Consider the following 24842-nt stretch of genomic DNA (forward strand, 5'->3'; position numbering starts at 1 on the left):
ACTGTCATGCTTCGATACGATCGGGCCATGGAACCTGCGCCGCACCGCGTCGTCGTCCTGGCCCTCCCGGGGCTGCTGCCCTTCGAGCTGGGCATCCCCCACAGGATCTTCGGCCGCGCCAAGGACAGGGCCGGGCGGCCGCTGTACGAGATCCTCACGTGCGGTCTGGCCCCCGGCCCGGTTCCCACGGACGCCGACTTCGCCATCCAGGTCGCTCAGGGCCCCGAGCTGCTCGCCACCGCCGACACGGTGGTCGTGCCTGCCTCGTACGAGCTGGGGCCGGTCCACGAGGAGGGCAGGCTGGGCGACGAGCTCGCCGCGGCCCTCGCGCACATCCGGCCCGGCACCCGGCTCGTCTCCATCTGTACGGGCGGCTACGTGCTGGCCGCCGCCGGCTACCTGGACGGCCGGCGGGCCACCACCCACTGGGCCTCCGCCGAGCACTTCCAACGGCTCTTCCCCGCCGTGAAGGTGGACCCCGACGTGCTCTACACCGACGACGGGGACGTGCTGACCTCGGCGGGCGTCGCCGCCGGGATCGACCTGTGCCTGCACATCGTGCGCCGCGACCACGGTGCGGCCGTCGCGAACGAGGCCGCCCGGCGGACCGTCGTACCGCCCCACCGCGAGGGCGGGCAGGCGCAGTTCGTCGACCGCCCGGTGCCGGAGCCGCAGCTCGCCACCACCACGGCGGCCCGCGCCTGGGTGCTGGACCGGCTGCACGAGCCGCTCCGGCTCACCGACATGGCCCGGCAGGAGGCCATGTCGGTACGGACCTTCACGCGCCGCTTCCGCGAGGAGGCGGGCATCAGCCCGGGCCAGTGGATCACCGGCCGGCGGGTGGAGCGGGCGCGGCGGCTGCTGGAGCAGACGGAGCTGTCGATGGAACAGGTCGCACGGGAGAGCGGCTTCGGGACGGCCCAGTCCCTGCGCAAGCACGTGCAGGCGGCACTGGGGGTGAGCCCGACGGCCTACCGGCGTACGTTCCGGGCCACGGGGGGAGGCGGTGCCACGCTCCCATCTCCTGATGGACCATCAGTTGCTGCCGGGCCCGTGCATTGACTTCTCCCGCCGCCCGCTCGTGAATGGCCCCCTGCGCGGGGCTCGGCGCGAGGGAACCCAGGGGGCGGGCAGTGCGAACACGGGCGCGGAACCGGAGATGGTCGGCAGCCGTCGGCATGGCCGCACTCGCGGCCACGGCCGGGGGCGCCCTCGGCGCACCCGCCGCGGCAGAGGGCGAGACGCCCCCCGGACAGGTGGACTTCCCCACACAGTGCCTGGCGCCCCAGGAAGCCGGAATCCCGCCCGCCGACGGGCAGACCACCGCCCGGATCACCGTGGACGACCCGGCACCCCGGGTCGGCGACACCGTCACCGTGACCTACCAGGTGGTCAGGACCCCGGCCCTGAACCCGCTCGGCGGCGAACTCCCCGCCGACACGCTCACCCCGACCGGCCGGATCGTCCTGGCGGGCGCCCAGAGCGGCGAGGTCACCGTCGTCGGCGCCAAGCGCAACGACCCCGTCCCGGCCGGCGCGCCCCTCCCCGTCGCCACCATGACCGGCACCTTCACCGTCACCGCGCCCGGCGAGATCACCCTGGCCCCGGGCGCCTACACCCTGCACACCGCCCACCTGCTCGGCCTCGACACCTCCTGCACCGCCGCCGCCCCGGCCGCCGCACCCGTCTCCGCCCGCCTCACCGCCGCCGAACTGCCCACGGCCAACCTGCGCAGCGTCTTCCTCGCCGCCGCCCACGGAAAGCCCGGAGCCAAGGTCCGGGTCACCGCCGCCGGCTTCCCCCCGGGCGCCGCCGTGACCGTCGCCGGGCGAGCGGGCGCCGCCGAGACCGCCGACCGGGTGAGCGCCACCGCCGACGGCCTGGGCACGGCCGCCGTGGAGCTGCCGGTCACGGACCGGGCCACCACCGCTGTGGTCGCCTACCAGGGCGCGGCCTGGTCCGCGCGGCAGGGCTCCGGCCCGGCCGCGTACACGGTCGTCGACGCCGCCCCGCCGGCGTCCGGCACCCAGAAGGTCACCGCCACCGTCGAGCCGGGCGCGCTCGGCATGACCCAGGCGGGCGAGGCCATCACCCTCGGCGCGGTCCCGTACGGCGACGGAGGCGCCGCCCCCGGCCGGATCGGCACCGTGACCGTCACCGACGCCCGCGGCGGCCCGGCCGGCTGGTCCCTGACCGGCAAGGTCACCGACTTCACCGGACCGGGCGGGATCCGCATCCCGGGCGCGTCCCTGTCCTGGACCCCGTCGTGCGTGGCGGCCTCCGGCAGCCAGAGCCGCTGTACGCCGGGCAGTGCGGGCGTCGTCGGCCCGGAAGGCGCCCTCCTGGCCTCCACCCCGGACGCCCCGCTGGTCGGCGGCACCTTCACGATCGACGCCGCCGTCACCCTGCACGTGCCGCCGTACACCCCGCCGGGCGCCTACACGGCGGTCCTCACGCTGACCTTGTCGTGACCTTGATCCCGCCCCGTAAGGGGGCACCTCCCAGCGGTGGCCGGGGGAGTTCGAGGCGCGGGGTCCGGCCCGCCGCGCTCCTCGCGGCGGCCCCGGCCGCGCTGGGCCTCGTACTGCTGCCCGCCGGGACGGCATCGGCGGACGGCGGCCAGTGGTCCGTCCTGCCCGCCGCGAACACCGTGGGCCGGCGCCCGTACTTCTACCTCGCCGCCGCGCCCGGCCAGAGCGTCGCCGACGCCGTCACCGTCACCAACCGGACCGACGGCCCCCGCACCTTCCGCCTCTACGCCGCCGACGCCTACAACACCGCCCGCGACGGCGGCTTCGCCCTGCGCGGGCCCGACGAGCCGCGCCGGGCCGCCGCCGCGTGGACGAAGCTCGACCGGGAGCGGGTGACCGTCCCCGCCGGGGGCACGGTCCGCGTCGGCTTCACCCTGGCCGTCCCCGACCGCGCGGAACCGGGCGACCACCCCGGCGCCGTCGTGGCCCTCGAAGAACGACCCGCCGCCGCAACGGCCGACGCCCGGGGGATCGGGGTGCAGCAGGCGGTTGCCGCGCGGCTGTACCTGCGGGTGACCGGCCCCACCGCGCCCGCCCTGGCCGTCCGGGACGTCACCGTGCACCGGCGCGGCGCCGCTGCGGAGGTCTCGTACACGCTCCACAACACCGGCAACCTCACCCTCCGGCCCCGGGCCACCCTCAGCGCCTCCGGAGCGCTCGGCCGCCGGCTGCTCGAACGCGGGCTCACCGGGCTGCCCGCCGAACTGCTGCCGGGTCAGGAAGTGCGCCTGCGGGCCCGCTGGGACGGCCCGCCCGCCGCGGAATGGACCCGGGTGACGGTGCGCGCGCGGTCCGACGGAACCACAGCTCAGGGGCGTGCCGCCTACGCCGCGCACCCGCCGCTGACGACTCTGCTGGCCCTCACCGCGCTGGTCTGGTCGGCGCTGGGAGCCGCATCGGGGAGAATGGCCCGTATGAGCGATCGTTCCCCCGAGTCCACCGCCCCGCACCGTGCGGGCTTCGCCTGCTTCGTCGGCCGTCCCAACGCCGGCAAGTCGACCCTCACCAACGCACTCGTGGGCACCAAGGTCGCGATCACCTCCAACCGGCCGCAGACCACCCGCCACACCGTCCGCGGCATCGTGCACCGCCCCGACGCGCAGCTCGTCCTCGTCGACACGCCCGGTCTGCACAAGCCGCGCACCCTGCTCGGCGAGCGCCTCAACGACATCGTGCGCACCACCTGGGCCGAGGTCGACGTCATCGGCTTCTGCCTGCCGGCCGACCAGAAGCTCGGCCCCGGCGACAAGTTCATCGCCAAGGAGCTCGCGGGGATCAAGAAGACCCCCAAGATCGCCATCATCACCAAGACCGACCTCGTCGAGTCGAAGGTGGTGGGCGAGCAGCTCATCGCCGTCCACCAGCTCGCCGAGGAGCTGGGCTTCGAGTGGGCCGAGATCGTCCCCGTCTCGGCGGTCGGCGACAGCCAGGTCCAGCTGCTGGCCGACCTGATCGCGCCCCTGCTGCCGGAGAGCCCGCCGCTCTACCCCGAGGGCGACCTCACCGACGAGCCCGAGATGGTCATGGTCGCGGAGCTGATCCGCGAGGCCGCGCTGGAAGGCGTACGGGACGAGCTGCCGCACTCCATCGCCGTGGTCGTCGAGGAGATGATCCCGCGCGAGAACCGTCCGGCGGACCGCCCGCTGCTCGACATCCACGCCAACGTCTACATCGAGCGGCCGAGCCAGAAGGGCATCATCATCGGCCCGAAGGGCTCCCGCCTGAAGGAGGTCGGGATGAAGTCGCGCAAGCACATCGAGGCGCTGCTCGGGACCCCCGTCTTCCTCGACCTCCACGTGAAGGTCGCCAAGGACTGGCAGCGGGACCCCAAGCAGCTGCGCAAGCTCGGCTTCTGACCGCCCGCCGCTCGGGCCCGCCCCCGGGCACGGCCTCGGACGCGCTCTAGACGAGGCGCCGGACCTTCAGCGCGTTGTCGGGGCGGGTCCCGGGCCGGCCCTCGGGGTCGGTCATGGCCTGGACGTGCTCCGCCGCGGTCAGGACCTCCCAGCCGCCCTCCGGCAGTTCCAGCTGCGCGAGGACCTCCTCCGGGGTCGGGAAGTGGATGTCCGCGAGGGCCTCCGGGTTCCACGACGGCCCTCCCGCGTGGCCCACCACGAGGAGGGTCCCGCCGGGTGCCACCGCGGCGGCGGCCCGGCGCAGGATCCGCTCGCGCGGGAAGTCCCCGTAGCTGTGCAGGAAGCACGCCGAGACGAGGTCGAACTCCCCCTCGGGGAACGACTGCGAGAAGTCGTGCTGCTGCCAGTCGACGAGCTCGGCGACCCCGGCGTCGGCGGCGTGCTCGGCCGCCCGGCCGAGGGCCACCTTCGAGATGTCGGTGGCGGTGACCCGCCACCCGCGACGGGCCAGCCAGACGGTGTCGGCGCCCTCCCCGCAGCCGAGGTCGAGCGCCCGGCCGGGGGCGAGGTCCTCGGCCTCGCGGACCAGGAGGGCGTTCGGGTTGCCGCTCCAGATGCGCGTGCTCTCGCTGTAGCGCCCGTCCCAGAACTCCGCGCCGCCGGCGACGGGGGCGTTCTCGTTCTCGTGCGCGTTCTCGTGCGCGTGCGCGTGGTCGTGCTCGGGCATGGGAGCCTCTTCCGCTCGGGGTCTTCGTGCCCCCGATGCTGCGCCCGCCCCGCCCCCGCCGGCAAACATTGTTGCCGTCCCGGCAAATCCGTTACTCGCCGGCCGCCGGCGGCTCCGCGATCAGGGCCGTGCCCACCCGGTGGAAGCCGGCGCGGCCGTAGATCCGGGCCACGTCTTCGTCGCCCGCCGAGAGGAAGACCGTACGCGCGCCCTGTGCGCGGGCCTGCGCGACGAGGGCCGCGGTGACCCCGAGGGCCAGGCCCTGGCGGCGGGCGGACGGGAGGGTGCCGACGCCCACGACCTCGGCGACGTCCGCGACCGGGTTGAACATGCCCGAGCACAGCACCACGCCGTCGCGGACGGCCGCGGCCATGCCCGAGGTGCCCGCCGCGAGCTTCGCCGAGACGCTCGCCCGGCGGGCCTCCACCGACGGGTCCGCCAGCGCGGCGGACAGTTCCGCCGGCCCGGCCTCGCCCACCGCGGTCCCCGGTTCGGCGAAGGCCAGCGCCGGGACCGTCAGCGCGGCGGCCAGCAGGGGGTCCTCGGCGTCGAGCAGCCGTACCTCCGGGTGCGGGGGCAGCTCCTCTGCGGCCTCCAGCACCATCAGCGGGTGCGCGTGGACGTGGAGGCCCGCCTCCTCCACCGCGGCGCGCAGCGCGGGGCTGGTCTCGGCGACCCACTCGAAGGCCTCGGGCACGCCGAGCTCGCGCTGGCGGGCGAGCACCCGCTCCACGTCGGCGGCGGTCGCGTCGGAGCCGCCGAGCGCGGGGCGCGCGTAGTACGGCCAGCCCGCGCCCTCCTGGACGAACAGGGTCAGGGGCCCGAAGTCCTCGGCCCGGGCGCCGCCCACCCGCGGCACCGTGTCGTAGTACCGCTCCAGCTCGGACAGCGTCGAATCGATCATGGGATTGGTCATCCGGCCATCCAAGCAAAGGGCCGGTGCTCAGGCACCTTCTTTCAGGACGCGGGAGATCAGGGCCCGTTGGGCCTCCGACAGGCGCGGCTCGGCGCAGGAGACCGTCCGCCCGTCCACCGTGATCCGGTACGAGAAGCCGTCCCGCACCCGGTCCGCCGGGTCGCCCGGCGGACCGGGCCGCAGCGCGAGCTGGGCCAGGGCCCGCCACTCGTCCTCGTCCGGCAGGCCCGAGGTGTCCACCTCGGCCCGTCGCTCGATGCCCGCGAAGCCGCCCGTCCGTACCACCAGGATCCGCATGGGAGTGCTCTACCCCGCTACGGGTACGCCCACGGCCGACCACGCCTTCTGGAGTGCCTGGTGCTCCGCCCCGCCGTCCCCGTACCGGGTGGCGGCGGCCGCCGTGGAGAGCCGGGCGAAGTCGGAGAAGTCGGCCTTCGGGGTGAGGTCCCCGCCGGTCAGGGTGTCGTACCAGATCTGTCCGGCCCGCTCCCAGGCCTTGCCGCCGAGCTCGGTCGCCGCGATGTAGAAGGCGTGGTTGGGGATGCCGGAGTTGATGTGGACACCGCCGTTGTCGCTGTGGGTGTTCACGTAGTCGTCCATGGTGGCCGGCTGCGGGTCCTTGCCGAGCTCGTCGTCGTCGTACGCGGTGCCCGGCGCCTTCATCGAGCGCAGCGCGACCCCGGTCACGTTGGGGCCGAGGAGGCCGGCCCCGATCAGCCAGTCGGCCTGGTCGGCCGTCTGCTCCAGCGAGTACTGCTTGATCAGGGAGCCGAAGACGTCGGACATCGACTCGTTCAGGGCGCCCGACTGGCCGCGGTAGCGCAGGTTCGCCGTGTACTGGGTGACGCCGTGGGTCAGCTCGTGCCCGATGACGTCCACCGACACGGTGAAGTCGAGGAAGAGGTCCCCGTCGCCGTCGCCGAAGACCATCTGCCGGCCGTCCCAGAAGGCGTTGTTGTAGTCCTCGCCGTAGTGGACGGTGGCGTCCAGAGGGAGTCCGGAATCGTCGATCGAGCGGCGCCCGAAGCCCTTCAGGAACAGTTCGTACGTCGCCCCGAGCCCCGCGTAGGCGCGGTTCACGGTGGCGTCCTTGCTGGTCGGGCCGCCCTCCGCGCGGACCTTAGTCCCCGGCAGCTGCGTACGGTGCTGGGCGTCGAAGATCGTCCGTTGCGGATCGTCGCCCGCCGGTGCGGCGAGGGCGGGCACGATCCCGCGTACGGCGGTGACCCGGCGCCGGGTGCGCAGCAGGGAGTCGCGTTCGAGGGTGCGCTGGGCGAGGTCGGCGCGCCGGGCGTCCCCGGACAGGGCGGCCTTGTCGAGGAGGTGCGGCGGCACGACCGTGCAGAAGACGGGGTGGCGGTGAGCGTGGGAGGCATCCATGCCCGGCAATGTCGCACCGAGTCACTTCGGTGTCACTAGCTGCAACCATGATTCATTCGGTTGTGTCACCTCCCCCCACTGCAGAAACGTGCCTGGTGTCATCGCACGGCCGGAACGCGGAGCTTTCGGGGGATCGCCCCGACCTGGGCGGGGGAACGAGGCTTGGCTCACATTTGGTGCAAATCGGACGCGCGGGTCTTGCATACTGAAACAGGTCCTCGCGTTACGGCGCGGCTCGGCTAGGCTCGGCCCATCATGCGTTTCGGGCTGCTTCTCCTTAGCTGCCGCGGCGAGGGTCTGTAGTCGTAGGCCGGCCCCCTCCCCGCGGAGTTTGGTGTTGCGGTTTTCACTACCGCCGTCGGCCGTCCCAGCGAACTACCGCGGACACGCGAGGAGCCCAACGCCATGAGCCAGCAGCCTTTTGTCGGTCGCCCCACGCCCATCACGAACGCGACCCACACCCAGAAGCCCTCCGGGATGCCGATCCACAAGTACGGACAGTACGAACAGGTGGACATCCCGGACCGCACCTGGCCCGGCGCCCGCGTCACCAAGGCCCCCCGCTGGCTGTCCACCGACCTGCGGGACGGCAACCAGTCGCTGATCGACCCCATGACCCCCGCCCGCAAGCGCGAGATGTTCGACCTGCTGGTGCGCATGGGCTACAAGGAGATCGAGGTCGGCTTCCCGTCCTCCGGCGAGACCGACTTCGCCTTCGTGCGCTCCATCATCGAAGAGGGCGCGATTCCGGACGACGTCACCATCTCCGTACTGACCCAGGCCCGCGAGGACCTGATCGAGCGGACCGTCGAGTCCCTGGTCGGCGCCAAGCGCGCCACCGTGCACCTGTACAACGCGACCGCACCGACCTTCCGCCGGGTCGTCTTCCGCGGCTCCAAGGAGCAGATCAAGCAGATCGCCGTCGACGGCACCCGCCTGGTCATGGAGTACGCCGAGAAGCTGCTGGGCCCGGAGACCACCTTCGGCTACCAGTACAGCCCGGAGATCTTCACCGACACCGAGCTGGACTTCGCCCTGGAGGTCTGCGAGGCCGTCTGTGACGTCTGGCAGCCGTCCGAGGGCCGCGAGATCATCCTGAACCTGCCCGCCACCGTGGAGCGCTCGACGCCGTCCACCCACGCGGACCGCTTCGAGTGGATGGCCCGCAACCTGACCCGCCGCGAGCACATCTGCATCTCCGTGCACCCGCACAACGACCGCGGCACCGCCGTCGCCGCCGCCGAGCTGGCCCTGATGGCCGGCGCCGACCGCATCGAGGGCTGCCTGTTCGGGCAGGGCGAGCGCACCGGCAACGTCGACCTGATCACGCTGGGCATGAACCTGTTCTCCCAGGGCATCGACCCGCAGATCGACTTCTCGCAGATCGACGAGATCCGCCGCACCAGCGAGTACTGCAACCAGATGGAGGTCCACCCGCGCCACCCCTACGCGGGCGACCTGGTCTACACCGCCTTCTCCGGCTCCCACCAGGACGCCATCAAGAAGGGCTTCGACGCCATGGAGGCCGACGCGGCCGCCCGGGGCAAGACCGTCGACGACATCGAGTGGGCGGTCCCGTACCTGCCCATCGACCCCAAGGACGTCGGCCGCTCCTACGAGGCGGTCATCCGGGTCAACTCGCAGTCCGGCAAGGGCGGCATCGCGTACGTCCTGAAGAACGACCACAAGCTGGACCTGCCGCGCCGCATGCAGATCGAGTTCTCGCGGATCATCCAGGCCAAGACCGACGCCGAGGGCGGCGAGGTCACGCCGAAGGCGATCTGGGACGTCTTCTCCGACGAGTACCTGCCGAACCCGGAGAACCCGTGGGGCCGCATCCAGCTGCGCTCCGGCTCGACGGCCACCGACAAGGACGGCACCGACACGCTGACCGTCGAAGCGGTCGTGGACGGCGTGGAGACGGTCCTGAACGGCACCGGCAACGGCCCGATCTCCGCCTTCTTCGACGCGCTGGCCGGCATCGGCGTCGACGCCCGCCTGCTGGACTACACCGAGCACACCATGAGCGAGGGCGCGTCCGCCGTGGCCGCCTCCTACATCGAGTGCGCGATCGACGGCCGCGTCCTGTGGGGTATCGGCATCGACGCCAACACCACCCGCGCCTCCCTGAAGGCGGTCATCTCCGCCGTCAACCGCGCGGGCCGCTGACCACTCGCACGTGGACCCCGCTCCTCCGTCCGGAGGAGCGGGGTCCCGTCGCACCCGGGCCTTTCGGGGGCTCCGGGCGACGGGGCGCGTCAGCGGGCCAGGTAGCCGCCGTCCACCGGCAGGACCACGCCCGTCACGAACGAGGCCGCGTCCGAGGCGAGGAAGGCGATGACCCGGGCCACCTCCTCCGGCTCGCCGAGCCGCCCCATCGGGTGCGCCCCCCTGACCTCCGCCAGGTACTCCGGCCCGCCCGGCTCGTCCTGCAGCGCGATCACCCGCTCCGTTCGGATCGTTCCGGGAGCCACCGCGTTGACGCGGATCCCGTGCGCCGCCCACTCGACCGCGAGGTGCTTGGTCAGCCCCGACGCGACGAACTTCGCGGGTCCGTACGCCGCCTGGCGCGCCTGCCCGGCCACGCCCGAGATCGAGGAAACGCAGACCAGCGCCCCGCCCGGCCGCGGCTGCGCGGTCATCGCCTCGATGGCGTACTTGCACGTGAGGAACATCCCGCGGCCGTCGACCGCCATGACGTGGTCCCAGTCCTGCGCGGTGGTCTCGCGTACATCCGAAAGAGGGAGCACCCCGGCGTTGGCCACGGCGACGTCGAGGCGTCCGTAGGCCTCCACCGCGGCGGCGACCATCGCCCGGTTGTCGTCCGGATCGGAGACGTCACCGCCCACCACGGTGATCGAGTGGCCCTCGGCGGCCAGATCCGTACGCAGCGCCTCCACCCCGGGGCCATTGATATCGGCCGCGGTCACCCGGGCTCCGGAGCGGGCGAGCAGCACGGCGGTGGCCCGGCCGATCCCGCTCGCGGCCCCGGTCACCAGACACGACTTCTCGTTCATGCGGCAGACCCTAAGCGGAACCGGGGGTGCAGATCGGCCAAGTCCCGCGTGCGGGACATGTTGTCTTGTCGCACGACTGACGCATCCTCACCGATGTGGCTAACATCACGCCAACCCGGCGATGCTGCCGGACGACCACGGAGGTGCGACGTGCTGCCAGTTCGGGGTGGGGACGGCCGGAAGCTGACGGTCTGGGGCATCCGTACCACCTGGAGCACCGTGGGTGACGGGGAGTTCTTCTGCCCGGACTGCGGTGGGGACCGCAACTACCGCAGGCGCACCGGCCGCCGCCGGTTCACCGTCCTCGGGGTGCCGCTGCTGCCGCGCGGGCAGGCGGGACCCGTCGTCGAGTGCCAGGGCTGCCGCGAGCGGTTCGGCACCGACGTCCTCGACCACCTCACCACCACCCGGTTCACCGCGCTCCTGCGGGACGCCGTGCACACCGTGGCGCTCGCGGTGCTCACGGCGGGCGGGACGGCCTCGCGCAGCGCGCTGGAGGCCGCCGTGTGCGCCGTACGGGCCGCCGGCTTCCAGGACTGCACCGAGGAGCAGCTGGAGTCCCTCGTGGAGGCGCTGTCCTCGGACGAGGGCCGGCTCGGGCTGTACGACATCCCGGAGTGCTGCGGGGCGGCGCTGTCGATAGAGCTCCACGAGGCCCTGGAGCCGCTCGCCCCGCACCTGGCCGGCCCGGGCCGCGAATCGATCCTGCTCCAGGGCGCCCGGATCGCCCTCGCGGACGGCCCCTACATCCCGGCCGAGCGCGAGGTGCTCGCGACCGTCGGATCGGCGCTGCGGATCGGCGCGGACGAGGTGGCTCGGCTGCTGTCGGCGGTGCGCGCGCCCTGAACGCTGCCTCAGCGGCGCCGGAACCGTCCGGAACTCCTCGATCCGACGTAACGATCCGGCCTCACGGAGGCCGAAATCTCGCCTGGTGAACACTTTGTGAACAGCGGAGTCGACAGCTCCGGGCCCGTTCGGGCCGCCCGCGAGGGTGGCGGAACGGGCCCTTCTTTTTTGCGTCACCGAAGCACCGCAAAGTGTGTCGTGGCAGCTCACAGCGGGTGCTCCTCGCACTCGCGCGGCTGGAACGCCCTCCGCCGGAAGGTCCGGCTCATACCCCTGCGGCGGATCCTCCACCACTGGAGAAATCTACAGATCTGGAGCCAGGGAGAGTCAACAGTTTGTAGAAGTCGACGATATCTGTGAGGCCTCCCACAGGCGTTCAATTCCGGTCACACGCCGAGAAGCCGCCGCCCCGCACAGCGGGACTTCGACCCACGTGAACGTACTGAAAACCCTGGCGAACCAACGGGTTAACGACCCACTTCGCCCAGGGATAACCAGATCTCCTCTCACTTACCTACCTTGAAGGGCAAGGCTGAGATGGCACGTGTCGCCGCCCGGCTTTCCACCGAAGGAAAGCAGAGCACGCACCCGGTCGACGAGGTGCTCCCCGTCCCCAAGCTCGCGCTGTACGGCTTCCAGCACGTACTCGCCTTCTACGCCGGTGCGGTGATCGTTCCGATCATCGTGGGCAGCGCGCTCAAGCTGAGCCCTGAACAGCTGGTCTACCTGATCAACGCGGACCTCTTCACCTGCGGTATCGCGTCGATCATCCAGGCCTGGGGCATCGGCCGGATCGGCGCGCGACTGCCGCTGATCCAGGGCGTCACCTTCACCGCCGTGTCCCCGATGATCGCCATCGGCCTCGGCGCGGGCGGCGGAACGGCCGCCCTGCTGGTCATCTACGGCGCGGTCATCACCGCCGGTATCGCCACCTTCGCCTTCGCCTGGCTGCCCGCCAAGGCGTTCCGGATGGTGATGCGGCTCTTCCCGCCCGTCGTCACCGGCACGGTGATCACCGTCCTGGGCATCGTCCTGATCCCGGTCGGCCTCAACGACGCGGCCGGCGGCCTCGGCAGCCCCGACTTCGGCGAGCCGAAGAACTTCGCCTACGCCGGCGGCACGATGCTCTTCATCCTGATCCTGATGAAGCTCGGCAGGCCGTTCCTGTCCAGCATCGCGATCCTCCTCGGCCTGGTCGTCGGCACCGGGGTCGCCTTCCTCCTCGGCGACGCGAAGTTCGGCGACGTGAGCAAGTCCGACTGGATCGGCGTCACCACCCCCTTCCACTTCGGCGTCCCGAAGTTCGAGTGGTTCCCGATCGTCCTGATGCTCATCGTCATGCTGATCACCATGGTCGAGACGACCGGTGACACCTACGCCGTCGGCGACATCGTCGGCAAGGAGGTCGACAGCGAGACCGTGGCCCGCGCCCTGCGCGCCGACGGCGCCGCCACCGCCCTCGGCGGTGTCCTCAACTCCTTCCCGTACGTCGCCTTCGCCGAGAACGTCGGCCTGGTGCGGATGACGAAGGTGAAGAGCCGGTTCGTGGTCGTCGCCGCCGGTGTCTTCATGATCATCCTCGGCATGCTGCCCAAGGCCGCCGCGATCGTCGCCGCCGTCCCGCACGGAGTCCTCGGCGGCGCCGCGACCGTCATGTTCGCCATGGTCGCCCTGGCCGGTATCCAGACCCTGGGCAAGGTGGACCTCAAGGAGGAGAGGAACGCGCTGATCGTCGGCGTCTCCCTCGCCTTCGCCCTGCTCCCGGCGACCGTCCCGGTCTTCTTCACCAAGCACATGGACGCGGACCTGTCCTCGCTGCTCAACAGCGGTGTCACCCTCGGTGCCACGGCCGCCATCGTGCTCAACCTCATCTTCAACGGCCCGGCGAAGGACAACGCCCACGACGTCCCGGCGGCAGGGGCCCGGGCCCTCGCCGAGGCCGAGGCCGACACGGCGCCCGGTATTGGCGCCACCGCCGCCGAGGTCCCCGCGGCGGTGCCGGCCCAGGCCGCCGCCCCCGCCCCCGCAGCCGAGAAGGCGGACGACGCCGACCCCTCGCCGTCCCCGTCCGCTCCCTGACCCTCCCAAGGGGCGATGACCCCTCGCCCGGACCCCGGTCCGGGCGAGGGGTCGTCGCTGTCCCTGCGCAGGTCCCCGTCCGCGAAAACCGTTACGGCGCAGCGGCGCCGGCTTCTTAAGATCATCTTCGCTCCACCCGGAGCCCACGAAGCCAGCACCTTCCCTTCCCGGACGAACGGACCCGTACATGCGCATGCGCGCACTCGGCCGCACCGCGGCCGCAACCGCCCTGGCCGGCCTGGCCGCCCTGCTCACCACAAGTGGTGCGGGAGCCGCCGAGGACCCCCTCCGCAACCCGGCGTACAAAGTCCCCACCCAGGCGGCGGCGGTCTTCAACGACCCGATGTCTACGGACGCGGGCAAGCGCGACGCCGTGCGCAACGAACTCGTCGACCTGATCCAGCGGGCGGAGACCGGCTCCGAGATCAGCGGCTCCGTGTTCCTGTTCAACGACGAGCCCGCCGCCACCGCCCTGATCCGCGCCGCCGCCCGCGGCGTCAAGGTCAGGATGATCGTCGACGCCAAGGCGCTGGACCAGAAGGACTCCCAGGTCCCCAGGCTGCGCGAGGCACTCGGCACCAGCACGGCCGCCGGCTCCTACCTCTTCAGCTGCCCGGCCGGCCGGGGCTGCATCGGCACCCGCGCGGGCCTGAACAGCGCACCGATCAACCACAACAAGTTCTTCCTGTTCAGCAAGGTCGCCGGTGCGGAGAACGTGGTCTACCAGTCCTCCGCGAACCTCACCGAGAGCCAGCGCAACAACCTGTACAACAACGCCGTCGTCATCCCGCACGCCGGCCTCTACTCCACCTACCGCAAGTACCACCAGGAGCTGGTGGGCCACGGACAGGGCGCCGGCCTCACGCACTACTACAAGACCCGCCAGGACGGCCCCTACGAGACGTTCTTCTTCCCTCGCGAGGAGAAGGGCGCTTCCGTGACGGAGACGTCCACCGACACCGTGGTCTCGGTGCTCGACAACGTCAGGTGCCTGCCAGAGGGGGGCACCAAGATCCGTGTCGCCATGTTCGCCTTCACCCGCGAGGAAGTGGCCAAGAAGCTGGCCTCGCTGCGCGACCAGGGCTGCCACGTCTACGTCTTCTACAACGGCTACACCAAGACCGACGAGGGCAACTCCGTCAGCGGCGACGTGCTCCGCGCCCTCGACGGCGGCAAGGTCCGCAAGCTCAGCGCCCAGGCCGCCTGCGTGGCCGACTCCCCGAACCAGCCCGGCCAGGGCGTGGGCCTGCACTCGAAGTACCTGCTCATCGAGGGCGCGTACGGCGACGTGGACGACACCGCCCTCGTCTTCACGGGCAGCGCCAACTACACCGTCCCGACCCTGCGCGGTCACGACGACACGCTCCTGAAGATCTCCGACCGCACGGTGTACCAGCAGTTCGAGAACAACTTCGACGACGTGCTCAGCGGTACGGGAGCCAAGACGGGCATCTGCGGACCGCCCGAGGCCGTGCACTTCTGACCGCCCGTCCCCGGCCCCATTGTCCCGCCCCCGGTGCGGGACAATGGGCGCATGAGTCTGTTCCGCGACGACGGCATCGTGCTGCGCACCCAGAAGCTGGGTGAGGCGGACCGCATCATCACGCTGCTGACCCGGGGCCACGGCAGGGTGCGGGCCGTCGCCCGCGGGGTGCGGCGCACGAAGTCCAAGTTCGGCGCCCGGCTGGAACCTTTCTCCCATGCCGACGTGCAGTTCTTCGCCCGCGGCAGCGAACTGGTCGGCCGCAGCCTCCCGCTCTGCACCCAGACCGAGATCATCGCCCCGTACGGCAACGGCATCGTCACCGACTACGCCCGCTACACCGCCGGCACCGCCATGCTGGAGACCGCCGAGCGGTTCACCGAGAACGAGGGCGAGCCCTCCGTGCAGCAGTACCTGCTGCTGGTGGGAGCCCTGCGCACGCTCTCGCGCGGCGAACACGAACCCCACCTCATCCTGGACGCCTTCCTGCTGCGCTCGCTCGCCGTCAACGGCTACGCGCCCAGCTTCGAGGACTGCGCGAAGTGCGGGATCCACGGCCCCAACCGGCACTTCTCCGTCGCTGCGGGCGGGGTCATATGCGGGGACTGCCGGGTGCCCGGCAGCGTCGTACCCTCGTCGGAGGCCATCGCCCTGCTCAGCGCGCTGCTGACGGGCGACTGGGGGCATGCCGACGCGTGTGAGGCGCGTCACGTGCGGGAGGGCAGCGGGCTGGTCTCCGCCTATTTGCACTGGCATCTGGAGCGCGGGCTACGCTCCCTGCGATACGTCGAGAAATAGGAGCTGGGCACATGGCACGACGCGGGATTCTGGGACGCTCTCGCCGGGAGTACAAGGTTCCCGAGCCGCACCCCTCCGGTGCGGTCCCGCCGAAGATCCCCGGCGAGCTGATCCCGAACCACGTCGCGGTCGTCATGGACGGCAACGGCCGCTGGGCCAAGGAGCGCGGCCTGCCGCGCACCGAGGGGCACAAGGTCGGCGAGGGCGTCGTGCTCGACGTGCTCAAGGGCTGTCTGGAGATGGGCGTCAAGAACCTCTCCCTGTACGCCTTCTCGACGGAGAACTGGAAGCGCTCGCCCGACGAGGTCCGCTTCCTGATGAACTTCAACCGCGACGTCATCCGGCGCCGCCGCGACGAGATGAACGAGCTGGGCATCCGCATCCGCTGGGTCGGCCGCATGCCGAAGATGTGGAAGTCGGTCGTCCAGGAGCTCCAGGTCGCGCAGGAGCAGACCGTCGACAACGACGCCATGACCCTGTACTTCTGCGTGAACTACGGCGGCCGCGCGGAGATCGCCGACGCGGCGCAGGCCATCGCGCGCGACGTGGCGGCGGGCAGGCTGGACCCGTCGAAGGTCAACGAGAAGACCTTCGCCAAGTACATCTACTACCCGGACATGCCGGACGTGGACCTGTTCCTGCGCCCGAGCGGCGAGCAGCGCACGTCCAACTACCTGCTCTGGCAGAGCGCGTACGCCGAGATGGTCTTCCAGGACGTGCTGTGGCCGGACTTCGACCGGCGCAACCTCTGGGCCGCGTGCCTGGAGTACGCCCAGCGCGACCGCCGCTTCGGCGGCGCCGTCCCCAACCAGCCCGAGGGCTCCACGGGCTGACCCCGGCGTCAGGGGGTGTCCTGCACCCCCCAGTGCTGTGACCGGAGAGGTTCACCGGGTCACGACGCCCGGCACGGCAAACCTTCCCGGCCACAGCACTAGGCTCTGCCCCCATGAACACGACAGGTGGGGCGGAGCCGGCCGTCGGCGCGGAGATCGAGGCGTACTACAGCCCCCGGCCCGGTGATGCCCGCGAGGCCTTGCGGTGGTACGCCCGCAGGACGGCGAAGGGCCGCATGTGGATGCTGATGTGGCTGGGGCTGCCCCTGGTGCCCGTCGTGATGGGGTCGGTCCAGGGCATGGCGGCCGAGCAGCTGCTGCTGCTGGCCGTTCTGGGCCCGTTCGTCGGCTGCTACGGGGCGTACCTGAGCCTGGACCGGCAGGCGCACCGGAGGTATGAGTGGGCGGCCCGGCACCGTGAGTACCGCTGCACGCACTCCGAGGCGGGAGTGGTCACCCGGATGCCCGACGGGACCGCGTCCCAGATCCTGTGGAGCCAGTGCGCGGGCTTCGGCGAGAGCCGCAACCTGATCCTGCTGCTGACGAAGGAGGACGGCACGCTGCTGTGGCTGCCCAAGCGCGCCGCCCTGACCGACCAGGAGCTGGACCGGATCCGTGAGCTCCTGGAGCGGAAGCTGCGAAGGCTCTAGACGGCGGCGGCGCAGTCGGCGCAGGTGCCGAAGATCTCCACCGTGTGGGCGACGTTCACGTAGCCGTGTTCCGCGGCGATGGACTCGGCCCACTTCTCCACGGCCGGGCCCTCCACCTCGACGGCCTTGCCGCACTTGCGGCAGACCAGGTGGTGGTGGTGATCGCCGGTGGAGCAGCGGCGGTAGACGGACTCGCCGTCGCTGGTGCGCAGGACGTCGACCTCGCCCGCGTCCGCCAGGGACTGCAGGGTGCGGTAGACGGTGGTCAGGCCCACGGAGTCGCCACGGTGCTTGAGCATGTCGTGGAGTTCCTGGGCGCTGCGGAACTCGTCCACCTCGTCCAGCGCCGCCGCCACTGCGGCCCGCTGGCGGGTGGATCGTCCTCGTACTGGCGCGGTATTCATCTCGCCAGGCGCAGTCGCCACCGGTTCCTCCTCGTATAGGCCTGCGGCCATTGTGCCAGCCCGCTAGACCTTCACATCGTCGCGCGTGCAGACCTCTTCGGCCGCCAGCGCGGCCCTGGCCCGCCGGCGGGCCAGGGGAGCCGAGAGGGCGGTCAGCGCGATGAAGACGCCGATCGCGAGCAGCACGATCGTCGCGCCCGAGGGCACGTTGATGTAGTAGGTGGCAGCCGTGCCGGTCAGGGAGACGGTCACACTGATGGCCATGGCCAGGCCCAGCGTGGTGGCGAAGCTGCGGGTGAGCCGCTGGGCGGCGGCGACCGGGATCACCAGCATCGCGCTGACCAGCAGCAGGCCGACGATGCGCATGGCGACGGTGACGGTGACCGCGGCGGTGACCGCGATCAGCAGGTTCAGGGCGCGCACGGGCAGTCCGGTGACCCGGGCGAACTCCTCGTCCTGGCAGACGGCGAAGAGCTGCCTGCGCAGGCCGATGGCGACGGCGAGGACGAAGGCGGCGAGGATCGCCATCGCGGTCACGTCCTCGGCGGCGACCGTGGTGATCGAGCCGAACATGGAGCCCAGGAGGCTGGCCGTCTGCCCGCCGCCCAGGTTGATGATCATGACACCGCCGGCGAGGCCGCCGTAGAAGAGCATGGCGAGGGCGACGTCCCCGCTGGTCCTGCCGCGGGCGCGGATCAGCTCCATGCCGACGGCGCCGACGACGGCGACGAGGGTGGCCATCCAGACCGGGCTGGTCTGGAGCACGAAGCCGAGGGCGACACCGGTCATGGCGACGTGGCCGAGGCCGTCGCCCATGAGCGCCTGGCGGCGCTGGACGAGGTACGTGCCGATGGCGGGGGCCGTGATGCCGACCAGGGCGGCCGCGATCAGCGCTCGCTGCATGAAGGCGTAATCGAGGATGTCCATCAGCTCAGCAGTCCCGTCCGCAGGGGCTCGGCGTCGTGCGCCGCGTGGGGGTGTACGTGGTCGTGGCCGGGCAGGGCGTGCTGGCCGACGGCCTCCGGGGGCGGGCCGTCGTGGACGACGCAGCCGTCGCGCAGGACGACGGCGCGGTCGATCAGGGGCTCCAGCGGGCCCAGCTCGTGCAGGACGAGCAGGACGGTGGAGCCGGCCGCGACCTGCGCGCGCAGGGCGTTCGCCAGGACCTCCTGGTTGGCGAGGTCCACGCCCGCCATCGGCTCGTCCATGATCAGCAGTTCGGGTTCCACGGCGAGCGCCCGGGCTATGAGGACGCGCTGGTGCTGGCCGCCGGAGAGGGCGTCCACCGAGACGTCGGCGTGCGCGTCCATGCCGACCAGGGCCAGGGCGTGCTCGATGGCGGCCTTGTCGGCCTTGCGCAGCAGCCCGAAGCGGGTGCGGGCGAGCCGGCCGGAGGAGACGACCTCGCGGACGGTGGCCGGGACGCCGCCGGCCGCGGTGGTGCGCTGCGGGACGTAGCCGATGCGTGACCAGTCGCGGAAGCGCTTGAAGTCCGTGCCGAAGAGGCTGAGGGAGCCGTCGGTCAGCGGGACCTGGCCGACCACGGCGCGGACGGCCGTGGACTTGCCGGAGCCGTTGGCGCCGAGCAGGGCGACGACCTCCCCGCGGTGGACGGTGAGGTCGATTCCGCGCAGCACGGGGCGCGAGCCGAGCGAGGCCTTGGCCCCGCGCAGGGATATGACGGGCCGGTCGTCGGCCGGTCGGGGCGGTGACTGCATGGCTCGCGCCTCCGTTGCTGCTGTCATCACTTGGCTCCGAGTGCCTTCTGGAGGTTCTTCAGGTTGGACCGCATGACCTCGAAGTAGTCGGTGCCCTGGGACTTGTCGGTGATGCCCTCGAGCGGGTCGAGGACGTCGGTCTTCAGGCCGGTGTCCGTCGCGAGGGTCTTGGCCGTCTTGTCGCTGGCCAGCGTCTCGAAGAACACGGTGGTGACATTGTCCTTCTTCGCGACCGCCTGAAGATCCTTCATGCGGGCCGGGCTCGGCTCGGACTCGGGGTCGACGCCGGCGATGCCCTCCTGGTCGAGGCCGTAGCGCTCGGCGAGGTGGCCGAAGGCGGAGTGGGTGGTGATGAAGGTCCTGGAGGCCGTGTTCTTCAGGCCGTCCTTGAACTCGGTGTCCAACGCGCCCAGCTTGCCGACCAGTTCGTCGGTGTTCTTCTTGTAGTCCGCCGCGTGGTCGGGGTCGGCCTTCTCCAGGGCCGCACCGACGCCCTTGGCGATCTCCGCGTACTTGACCGGGTCGAGCCAGACGTGCGGGTCGGTGCCGCCGCCGTGGTCGTGGCCGTCGTGCTCACCGGCGTGCTCCCCCGAGTGCTCGTCGCCCTCCTGGTGCGCGTGGCCCTCCTCGCCGTGGCCCGGCTCGGCGCCGTGGGCCTCCAGCTCGGTCAGGGTGGCGGCGTCGACGACGTTCTTCACGCCGGACTGGGCGACGGCCTTGTCGACGGCGGGCTGCAGGTTCTTGAGGTAGAGGACCACGTCGGCCTCGCCGAGCTGCGCGGTCTGCTTGGGAGTGATCTCCAGGTCGTGCGGCTCGACGCCGGGCTTGGTCAGGCCGTCGACCTTCACGTGCTCCTTGCCGATCTGCTCGGCGACGAACTGGAGCGGGTAGAACGACGCCGTCACGCCGAGCTTGCCGTCCTTGCTGCCGACCGCACCTGCTCCGGAGCAGGCGGTCAGGGCCGTGGCGCCGAGGGCGACGGCGCCGGCAAGGGCGGCGGTGGGTATGAGGCGTCGTACGTTCATGACATCCATTTTCATCAAAGATGGAAACGATTGTCAAAAACCCAGGTGGGAGGGACGGGCGGCCGGGCGTGGAAGGGGAACCGATTTGAAAGGGGGGGTGCGGGCGCCGGTAACCTAAAGACTTCGCCGTTCGTCCTCGTAATGAAGAGAGCACCGTGGCCGCCGACAAGATCGACACCATCGTCAGCCTGAGCAAGCGCCGTGGCTTCGTTTTCCCGTGCAGTGAGATCTACGGCGGCTCCAAGGCCGCCTGGGATTACGGTCCGCTGGGTGTCGAGCTCAAGGAGAACATCAAGCGCCAGTGGTGGAAGGCGATGGTCACCGGGCGTGAGGACGTCGTCGGTCTCGACTCGTCCGTGATCCTGGCCCCCGAGGTCTGGGTGGCCTCCGGCCACGTCGCCACTTTCTCGGACCCGCTGACCGAGTGCACCTCCTGCCACAAGCGCCACCGCGCCGACCACCTCGAGGAGGCGTACGAGGCCAAGCACGGCCGTCTCCCCGCGAACGGCCTGGCCGACATCAACTGCCCCAACTGCGGTGTGAAGGGCCAGTTCACCGAGCCCAAGCAGTTCTCCGGCATGCTGGAGACCCACCTCGGCCCGACCCAGGACACCGGCTCCAAGGCGTACCTGCGCCCCGAGACCGCCCAGGGCATCTTCACGCAGTTCGCCCAGGTCCAGGTCACCTCGCGCAAGAAGCCGCCCTTCGGCATCGCGCAGATGGGCAAGTCCTTCCGCAACGAGATCACGCCGGGCAACTTCATCTTCCGCACCCGCGAGTTCGAGCAGATGGAGATGGAGTTCTTCGTCAAGCCGGGCGAGGACGAGCAGTGGCAGGAGTACTGGATGCAGGAGCGGTGGAACTGGTACCGCGACCTCGGCATCCGCGAGGAGAACATCCGCTGGTACGAGCACCCGAAGGAGAAGCTGTCCCACTACTCGAAGCGCACCGCCGACATCGAGTACCGCTTCAACTTCGGCGGCAGTGAGTTCTCCGAGCTCGAGGGCGTCGCCAACCGCACCGACTACGACCTCAAGGCGCACTCCGCGGCCTCCGGCCAGGACCTCCGCTTCTTCGACCAGGAGGCCGGCGAGCACTACACCCCGTACGTCATCGAGCCGGCGGCCGGTGTCAACCGCGCCATGCTCGCCTTCATGCTCGACGCGTACAACGAGGACGAGGCCCCCAACGCCAAGGGCGTCATGGAGAAGCGCACCGTGATGCGCCTCGACCCGCGCCTGGCCCCGATCAAGGTCGCCGTCCTGCCGCTGTCCCGCAACGCGCAGCTGTCGCCGAAGGCCAAGGGCCTCGCCGCCGACCTGCGCAAGTTCTGGAACATCGAGTTCGACGACGCGGGCGCCATCGGCCGCCGCTACCGCCGCCAGGACGAGATCGGCACCCCGTTCTGCGTCACCGTCGACTTCGACACCCTGGACGACAACGCGGTGACCGTGCGCGAGCGCGACACCATGAAGCAGGAGCGCGTCTCCCTGGACCAGATCCAGACCTACCTCGGCAGCCGCCTGCTCGGCTGCTGACGAGCGCCGCAGACGACGACCGGTGGCCCGGTGCGCAACGTGCGCACCGGGCCACCGGTCGTCGTCCCGCCGGCCGCGGTCAGGCTGCCGAGGCCCCGGCATCGGCTTCGGCCGCCGCCTCGGCGGCCCGCCTCTCGCCCTCGGCCTGCGAGCGCTTGCCGTACATCGCGGTCCACACGCCCAGGCAGCCCAGAACCGTGTAGATCATGACCGGGCTGACCACGACCATCGTGTCGGTGTCCACGACGAAGGCCAGGGCGATCCGCACCCCCGCCTCGACGAGGTAGGCGACGCCCCAGACGGTGGTCATCACGGTCATCGTCCGGCGGAAGCCCTCGTACTGCCACAGTCCGTTCCACCAGGCCGTGCTCGCGGGAGTGCCGTCGGTGGCGAACTTGCGTCCGAAGTAGAACATCAGCGGCCGGGGCGCGAGCAGGGTGGCCAGGCAGAGCAGGCCGAACAGCCCGGTGACACCGGAGTCCTTGATCAGCAGGGCGCGGGCCGAGTGCGCGCCGATCAGCGAGACCACCGCCGTGATCACCAGGAAGACCAGGGTGACGACGGCGAACTCGTCGAGCTTGCGGCGCCAGGCCAGGTTGACCGCGCTGTCGAGCACGGGCCACACGCTGCTGAGCAGGAGCGCCGCGAACTCGCTCCAGCCGTGGTCGCGCAGCTGGTGGTACGTGATGATCGGCGCGACCACGTTGAGCCCGATGGTCAGGATCCAGCCGAGGGCGGCAGCGCCGCCCTTGCGTGCCGGAGGCGCGGGTCGTTCTGTCTGAGCTTCTGGTGCGGTCATGGTTCCCCCGTGACGTGCCTGATGAGGCGGTGGGGGAACCGTATGAATCTTGGCTGTGCACGGACAAGCAGGGCGCACCCAAAATGATCACAAAGCCGTGCCGGGCGGCCTGTTCGGGAGGATCCGGCGTGCGTCAGGCGCGCAGGCCCCGGATCACCAGAGCGGTGACCGCCTCGAACTCCGCGGCGATGGTCGGGGAGAACCACTCCGCCGCGTACTGCGGGTCGTGGAAGCGGCCGGTGGCGTCGAAGACCGCACGGGCCGCGGCCGGTACGTCGGGTGCCGCGAGCGAACCGTCGGCGACTCCCTGGGCGATGATCCGGCCCAACTGGTCGATCAGCTCGGTCAGATGCTGCTCCACCGTCCCGCTGTTCTCGGCGAGGAGCACCGTGTACGTCGCGAACAGCTCCGGATCGTCGCCGGCCTTGTGGCGCTTGGCCTCGAACAGCGCCTCCAGCCAGGCCTCCAGCTTGGAGGGCGCGCTCCCGGCGGGAGCCGAGGTGATCTGCTCCAGCATGACGACGCTCTTGGCGAGCCAGCGGTCGGTGACGGCCTCGCGCAGCGCGGCCTTCGAGGGGAAGTGCCGGTAGACGCTGCCGTGGCTGACGCCCAGGGCGCGCGCCACGTCCACCACGGTCGCCTTGGTGGGGCCGAAGCGGCGCAGCACTTCCTCGGTGGTCTCGAGGATGCGGTCGGGGGTGAGGGGCTCGGAGGCAGCGGGTGGCATGGGTACGACCGTACCGCCAGCTCAGTGCTCGCTGTCGAGGTGGGCCATCTGCGCCGCCGGATACCGGTCGCCCGACGCCGCACCGGCGGGCACGGCCTCCTCGATGGCCGCCAGGTCCGCCGGGCTGAGGGTTATATCCATGGCACCCAGTGCCTCGGTGAGACGGTCCCGGCGCCGGGCGCCCACCAGCGGCACGATGTCGTCGCCGCGCGAGAGCACCCAGGCGATGGCGGTCTGGGCGACGCTCACGCCCTTGTCGTCGGCGACCTTGCGCAGGGCGTCGACGAGGTCCAGGTTCCGGTCGAGGTTCTCGCCCTGGAAGCGGGGGCTCATCCCGCGGAAGTCGCCCGGGGCCAGGGCGCGGTCGCGGGTGAAGTGGCCGCTGATCAGGCCGCGGGACAGCACCCCGTACGCCGTGACGCCGATGCCGAGCTCGCGCGCGGTGGGCAGGATCTCCTCCTCGATGCCGCGGGAGATCAGCGAGTACTCGATCTGGAGGTCGGAGATCGGAGCCACTGCGGCGGCCCGGCGCAAGGTGTCGGCGCCGACCTCGGAGAGGCCGATGTGGCGCACGTGCCCGGCCTGGACCGCTTCGGCGATGGCTCCGACGGTCTCCTCGATAGGCACGTCCGGGTCCACGCGGGCGATCCGGTAGACGTCGATGTGGTCCCGGCCGAGCCGCTGGAGGGAGTAGGCGAGGAAGTTCCTGACGGCCTCGGGACGGCCGTCGTAGCCGGTGAAGCCGCCCTCGACCGTGCGCAGCGCGCCGAACTTGACGCTGGTCAGCGCCCGGTCGCGGACCGCTGCGGGTGCCGTGTGCAGGGCTTCGTGGATCAGCAGCTCGTTGTGGCCCATGCCGTAGAAGTCGCCGGTGTCGAGCAGAGCGTTCGCGCCTTCGGGGACGGCGTCCAGGTACGCGTGGATGGTCGCGACGGATTCGGCGCGGTCGGCTTCCCCGTAGAGGGCGGACATCCCCATGCAGCCCAGCCCGAGCGGGAAGACGGAGGGACCGGTGGTGCCGAGGCGCCGGGAGGTGGCGGCGGTGGTGCCGGTAGTCGTGCCGGTGGTGGTCGTGGAGATGTTCTCGTTCTTCGTCATGGAACGAGAATGACATGACGGGTGACAGATTTCAATATCTGTCACCCGTCAGTGTCAGGCGAGGATGCGCAGGACCAGTGCCGCCGCCGCGACCAGCGCGAGGACGGCCGCCGGTGCGAGCTCGTAGTCCTTGACCCGGAGGTGGCTGATGACGGCGCCGATGAAGTAGAGGGTCACGCCGGCCGCGGCGGCCACGCCGAGCGGAGTGACCCACAGGCCGGCGACCAGGCCCATCGCGCCGGCCGCCTTGAGGGTGGCCAGCCGTGGCAGCCAGGAGTCGGGGACCTGGACCTTCTGCATGCTCGCGACGATCTGGTCGTTGCGCTGCAGGGTGAAGGCGGCGGAGGCGGTCAGGACGAGGGCGAGCAGGCCGCCGACGACGGCGTAGGCTATGAACGTGGCAAGCTCCAACGATTG

At 71.2% G+C, this 24842-nt stretch carries 24 protein-coding genes and 1 pseudogene; 12 read left to right on the plus strand and 13 right to left on the minus strand.

Annotated features, from left to right (window positions below):
- Positions 1 to 27: 27 nt before the first annotated feature.
- The 4 genes and pseudogenes from OHA91_RS25170 to era all read left to right on the plus strand — a co-directional run bounded on the left by OHA91_RS25170 (position 28) and on the right by era (position 4387).
- Positions 28 to 1062 carry a GlxA family transcriptional regulator gene (locus OHA91_RS25170; RefSeq protein WP_037631390.1) on the plus strand — a complete coding sequence of 345 codons (1035 nt, stop codon included), beginning with the start codon at positions 28 to 30 and terminating at the stop codon, positions 1060 to 1062.
- A gap of 116 nt (positions 1063 to 1178) precedes the next feature.
- Positions 1179 to 2471 (plus strand): WxL domain-containing protein, encoded by a 1293-nt coding sequence (locus OHA91_RS25175; protein ID WP_328740066.1) that lies wholly within the window; start codon positions 1179 to 1181, stop codon positions 2469 to 2471.
- A pseudogene (locus tag OHA91_RS25180) lies at positions 2468 to 2941 on the plus strand (WxL protein peptidoglycan domain-containing protein); the annotation flags it as partial. The gene OHA91_RS25175 and the pseudogene OHA91_RS25180, both read left to right, overlap by 4 nt.
- A 495-nt stretch (positions 2942 to 3436) precedes the next feature.
- Positions 3437 to 4387, plus strand: a complete 951-nt coding sequence (era, locus tag OHA91_RS25185; protein WP_031145754.1) for a GTPase Era — start codon at positions 3437 to 3439, stop codon at positions 4385 to 4387.
- Between the two features lie 46 nt (positions 4388 to 4433).
- Here the strand turns inward: era and OHA91_RS25190 are convergent, their stop codons facing one another.
- From OHA91_RS25190 to OHA91_RS25205, 4 genes are all read right to left on the minus strand, one after another.
- Complete coding sequence (locus OHA91_RS25190; RefSeq protein WP_031145756.1) at positions 4434 to 5114, minus strand: class I SAM-dependent methyltransferase; 681 nt, start codon at positions 5112 to 5114, stop codon at positions 4434 to 4436.
- Positions 5115 to 5205: 91 nt separating this feature from the next.
- Entirely contained in the window at positions 5206 to 6030 is an 825-nt protein-coding gene (locus OHA91_RS25195) for a GNAT family N-acetyltransferase (protein WP_266501347.1), read from the minus strand.
- A gap of 27 nt (positions 6031 to 6057) precedes the next feature.
- The gene (locus OHA91_RS25200) at positions 6058 to 6327 is read right to left on the minus strand and encodes a protealysin inhibitor emfourin (protein WP_030840943.1); all 270 of its coding nucleotides are present in this window, start codon (positions 6325 to 6327) and stop codon (positions 6058 to 6060) included.
- 9 nt (positions 6328 to 6336) lie between these two features.
- A complete protein-coding gene (locus OHA91_RS25205) occupies positions 6337 to 7410 on the minus strand; it encodes a M4 family metallopeptidase (RefSeq protein WP_328740067.1) in 1074 nt (357 codons plus the stop codon).
- A gap of 405 nt (positions 7411 to 7815) precedes the next feature.
- Between OHA91_RS25205 and leuA the strand changes: the two genes are divergently transcribed.
- A complete protein-coding gene (gene leuA, locus OHA91_RS25210; RefSeq protein ID WP_031145762.1) occupies positions 7816 to 9579 on the plus strand; it encodes a 2-isopropylmalate synthase in 1764 nt (587 codons plus the stop codon).
- Positions 9580 to 9668: 89 nt separating this feature from the next.
- On the opposite strand, the gene OHA91_RS25215 is transcribed toward leuA, so the two are convergent.
- The gene (locus OHA91_RS25215) at positions 9669 to 10427 is read right to left on the minus strand and encodes an SDR family NAD(P)-dependent oxidoreductase (protein ID WP_031145764.1); all 759 of its coding nucleotides are present in this window, start codon (positions 10425 to 10427) and stop codon (positions 9669 to 9671) included.
- 150 nt (positions 10428 to 10577) lie between these two features.
- Here OHA91_RS25215 and OHA91_RS25220 point away from each other — a divergent pair, with 150 nt between their 5' ends.
- From OHA91_RS25220 to OHA91_RS25245, 6 genes are all read left to right on the plus strand, one after another.
- The gene (locus OHA91_RS25220; protein ID WP_031145766.1) at positions 10578 to 11273 is read left to right on the plus strand and encodes a TerB family tellurite resistance protein; all 696 of its coding nucleotides are present in this window, start codon (positions 10578 to 10580) and stop codon (positions 11271 to 11273) included.
- Between the two features lie 537 nt (positions 11274 to 11810).
- Positions 11811 to 13352: a nucleobase:cation symporter-2 family protein gene (locus OHA91_RS25225; protein ID WP_266501361.1), complete on the plus strand. Its 1542-nt coding sequence runs from the start codon at positions 11811 to 11813 to the stop codon at positions 13350 to 13352.
- A gap of 187 nt (positions 13353 to 13539) precedes the next feature.
- Positions 13540 to 14835, plus strand: coding sequence for a phospholipase D-like domain-containing protein (locus OHA91_RS25230; RefSeq protein WP_328740068.1), 1296 nt, complete (start codon positions 13540 to 13542; stop codon positions 14833 to 14835).
- 51 nt (positions 14836 to 14886) lie between these two features.
- The gene (recO, locus tag OHA91_RS25235; protein ID WP_030649778.1) at positions 14887 to 15633 is read left to right on the plus strand and encodes a DNA repair protein RecO; all 747 of its coding nucleotides are present in this window, start codon (positions 14887 to 14889) and stop codon (positions 15631 to 15633) included.
- Between the two features lie 11 nt (positions 15634 to 15644).
- Positions 15645 to 16466, plus strand: a complete 822-nt coding sequence (locus OHA91_RS25240; protein WP_031145772.1) for an isoprenyl transferase — start codon at positions 15645 to 15647, stop codon at positions 16464 to 16466.
- Between the two features lie 113 nt (positions 16467 to 16579).
- Complete coding sequence (locus OHA91_RS25245; protein WP_266501370.1) at positions 16580 to 17116, plus strand: hypothetical protein; 537 nt, start codon at positions 16580 to 16582, stop codon at positions 17114 to 17116.
- Here the strand turns inward: OHA91_RS25245 and OHA91_RS25250 are convergent.
- The 4 genes from OHA91_RS25250 to OHA91_RS25265 are packed head-to-tail and all read right to left on the minus strand — an operon-like array spanning position 17113 to position 20263.
- Positions 17113 to 17541, minus strand: a complete 429-nt coding sequence (locus OHA91_RS25250; RefSeq protein ID WP_078959026.1) for a Fur family transcriptional regulator — start codon at positions 17539 to 17541, stop codon at positions 17113 to 17115. The genes OHA91_RS25245 and OHA91_RS25250 overlap by 4 nt on opposite strands.
- A 42-nt stretch (positions 17542 to 17583) precedes the next feature.
- The gene (locus OHA91_RS25255; protein WP_031145778.1) at positions 17584 to 18447 is read right to left on the minus strand and encodes a metal ABC transporter permease; all 864 of its coding nucleotides are present in this window, start codon (positions 18445 to 18447) and stop codon (positions 17584 to 17586) included.
- Entirely contained in the window at positions 18447 to 19265 is an 819-nt protein-coding gene (locus OHA91_RS25260) for a metal ABC transporter ATP-binding protein (protein WP_051892526.1), read from the minus strand. The genes OHA91_RS25255 and OHA91_RS25260 overlap by 1 nt, the downstream gene beginning before the upstream one ends.
- Positions 19265 to 20263 (minus strand): metal ABC transporter substrate-binding protein, encoded by a 999-nt coding sequence (locus OHA91_RS25265; RefSeq protein ID WP_031145781.1) that lies wholly within the window; start codon positions 20261 to 20263, stop codon positions 19265 to 19267. Before OHA91_RS25265 ends, OHA91_RS25260 begins: the two co-directional genes overlap by 1 nt.
- A 155-nt stretch (positions 20264 to 20418) precedes the next feature.
- On the opposite strand from OHA91_RS25265, the gene OHA91_RS25270 reads away from it, so the two are divergent.
- Positions 20419 to 21801 carry a glycine--tRNA ligase gene (locus tag OHA91_RS25270; protein ID WP_031145784.1) on the plus strand — a complete coding sequence of 461 codons (1383 nt, stop codon included), beginning with the start codon at positions 20419 to 20421 and terminating at the stop codon, positions 21799 to 21801.
- Between the two features lie 79 nt (positions 21802 to 21880).
- Here the strand turns inward: OHA91_RS25270 and OHA91_RS25275 are convergent, their stop codons facing one another.
- From OHA91_RS25275 to OHA91_RS25290, 4 genes are all read right to left on the minus strand, one after another.
- Positions 21881 to 22600: a VC0807 family protein gene (locus OHA91_RS25275; RefSeq protein ID WP_031145786.1), complete on the minus strand. Its 720-nt coding sequence runs from the start codon at positions 22598 to 22600 to the stop codon at positions 21881 to 21883.
- Positions 22601 to 22733: 133 nt separating this feature from the next.
- Positions 22734 to 23327, minus strand: a complete 594-nt coding sequence (locus OHA91_RS25280; RefSeq protein ID WP_266501381.1) for a TetR family transcriptional regulator — start codon at positions 23325 to 23327, stop codon at positions 22734 to 22736.
- 21 nt (positions 23328 to 23348) lie between these two features.
- Complete coding sequence (locus OHA91_RS25285; RefSeq protein ID WP_031145790.1) at positions 23349 to 24425, minus strand: aldo/keto reductase; 1077 nt, start codon at positions 24423 to 24425, stop codon at positions 23349 to 23351.
- Positions 24426 to 24479: 54 nt separating this feature from the next.
- The gene (locus tag OHA91_RS25290; protein WP_328740071.1) at positions 24480 to 24836 is read right to left on the minus strand and encodes a DoxX family protein; all 357 of its coding nucleotides are present in this window, start codon (positions 24834 to 24836) and stop codon (positions 24480 to 24482) included.
- Between the last annotated feature and the right edge of the window lie 6 nt (positions 24837 to 24842).

This window comes from Streptomyces erythrochromogenes, from assembly GCF_036170895.1.
GTDB lineage: Bacteria > Actinomycetota > Actinomycetes > Streptomycetales > Streptomycetaceae > Streptomyces > Streptomyces erythrochromogenes.

Coding starts and splice junctions, on each gene's coding strand:
- OHA91_RS25170 (WP_037631390.1), top strand. CDS start 28: ATGGAACCTGCGCCGCACCGCGTCGTCGTCCTGGCCCTCCCGGGGCTG.
- OHA91_RS25175 (WP_328740066.1), top strand. CDS start 1,179: ATGGCCGCACTCGCGGCCACGGCCGGGGGCGCCCTCGGCGCACCCGCC.
- era (WP_031145754.1), top strand. CDS start 3,437: ATGGCCCGTATGAGCGATCGTTCCCCCGAGTCCACCGCCCCGCACCGT.
- OHA91_RS25190 (WP_031145756.1), bottom strand. CDS start 5,114: ATGCCCGAGCACGACCACGCGCACGCGCACGAGAACGCGCACGAGAAC.
- OHA91_RS25195 (WP_266501347.1), bottom strand. CDS start 6,030: ATGACCAATCCCATGATCGATTCGACGCTGTCCGAGCTGGAGCGGTAC.
- OHA91_RS25200 (WP_030840943.1), bottom strand. CDS start 6,327: ATGCGGATCCTGGTGGTACGGACGGGCGGCTTCGCGGGCATCGAGCGA.
- OHA91_RS25205 (WP_328740067.1), bottom strand. CDS start 7,410: ATGGATGCCTCCCACGCTCACCGCCACCCCGTCTTCTGCACGGTCGTG.
- leuA (WP_031145762.1), top strand. CDS start 7,816: ATGAGCCAGCAGCCTTTTGTCGGTCGCCCCACGCCCATCACGAACGCG.
- OHA91_RS25215 (WP_031145764.1), bottom strand. CDS start 10,427: ATGAACGAGAAGTCGTGTCTGGTGACCGGGGCCGCGAGCGGGATCGGC.
- OHA91_RS25225 (WP_266501361.1), top strand. CDS start 11,811: ATGGCACGTGTCGCCGCCCGGCTTTCCACCGAAGGAAAGCAGAGCACG.
- OHA91_RS25230 (WP_328740068.1), top strand. CDS start 13,540: ATGCGCATGCGCGCACTCGGCCGCACCGCGGCCGCAACCGCCCTGGCC.
- recO (WP_030649778.1), top strand. CDS start 14,887: ATGAGTCTGTTCCGCGACGACGGCATCGTGCTGCGCACCCAGAAGCTG.
- OHA91_RS25240 (WP_031145772.1), top strand. CDS start 15,645: ATGGCACGACGCGGGATTCTGGGACGCTCTCGCCGGGAGTACAAGGTT.
- OHA91_RS25245 (WP_266501370.1), top strand. CDS start 16,580: ATGAACACGACAGGTGGGGCGGAGCCGGCCGTCGGCGCGGAGATCGAG.
- OHA91_RS25255 (WP_031145778.1), bottom strand. CDS start 18,447: ATGGACATCCTCGATTACGCCTTCATGCAGCGAGCGCTGATCGCGGCC.
- OHA91_RS25260 (WP_051892526.1), bottom strand. CDS start 19,265: ATGACAGCAGCAACGGAGGCGCGAGCCATGCAGTCACCGCCCCGACCG.
- OHA91_RS25265 (WP_031145781.1), bottom strand. CDS start 20,263: ATGAACGTACGACGCCTCATACCCACCGCCGCCCTTGCCGGCGCCGTC.
- OHA91_RS25275 (WP_031145786.1), bottom strand. CDS start 22,600: ATGACCGCACCAGAAGCTCAGACAGAACGACCCGCGCCTCCGGCACGC.
- OHA91_RS25280 (WP_266501381.1), bottom strand. CDS start 23,327: ATGCCACCCGCTGCCTCCGAGCCCCTCACCCCCGACCGCATCCTCGAG.
- OHA91_RS25285 (WP_031145790.1), bottom strand. CDS start 24,425: ATGACGAAGAACGAGAACATCTCCACGACCACCACCGGCACGACTACC.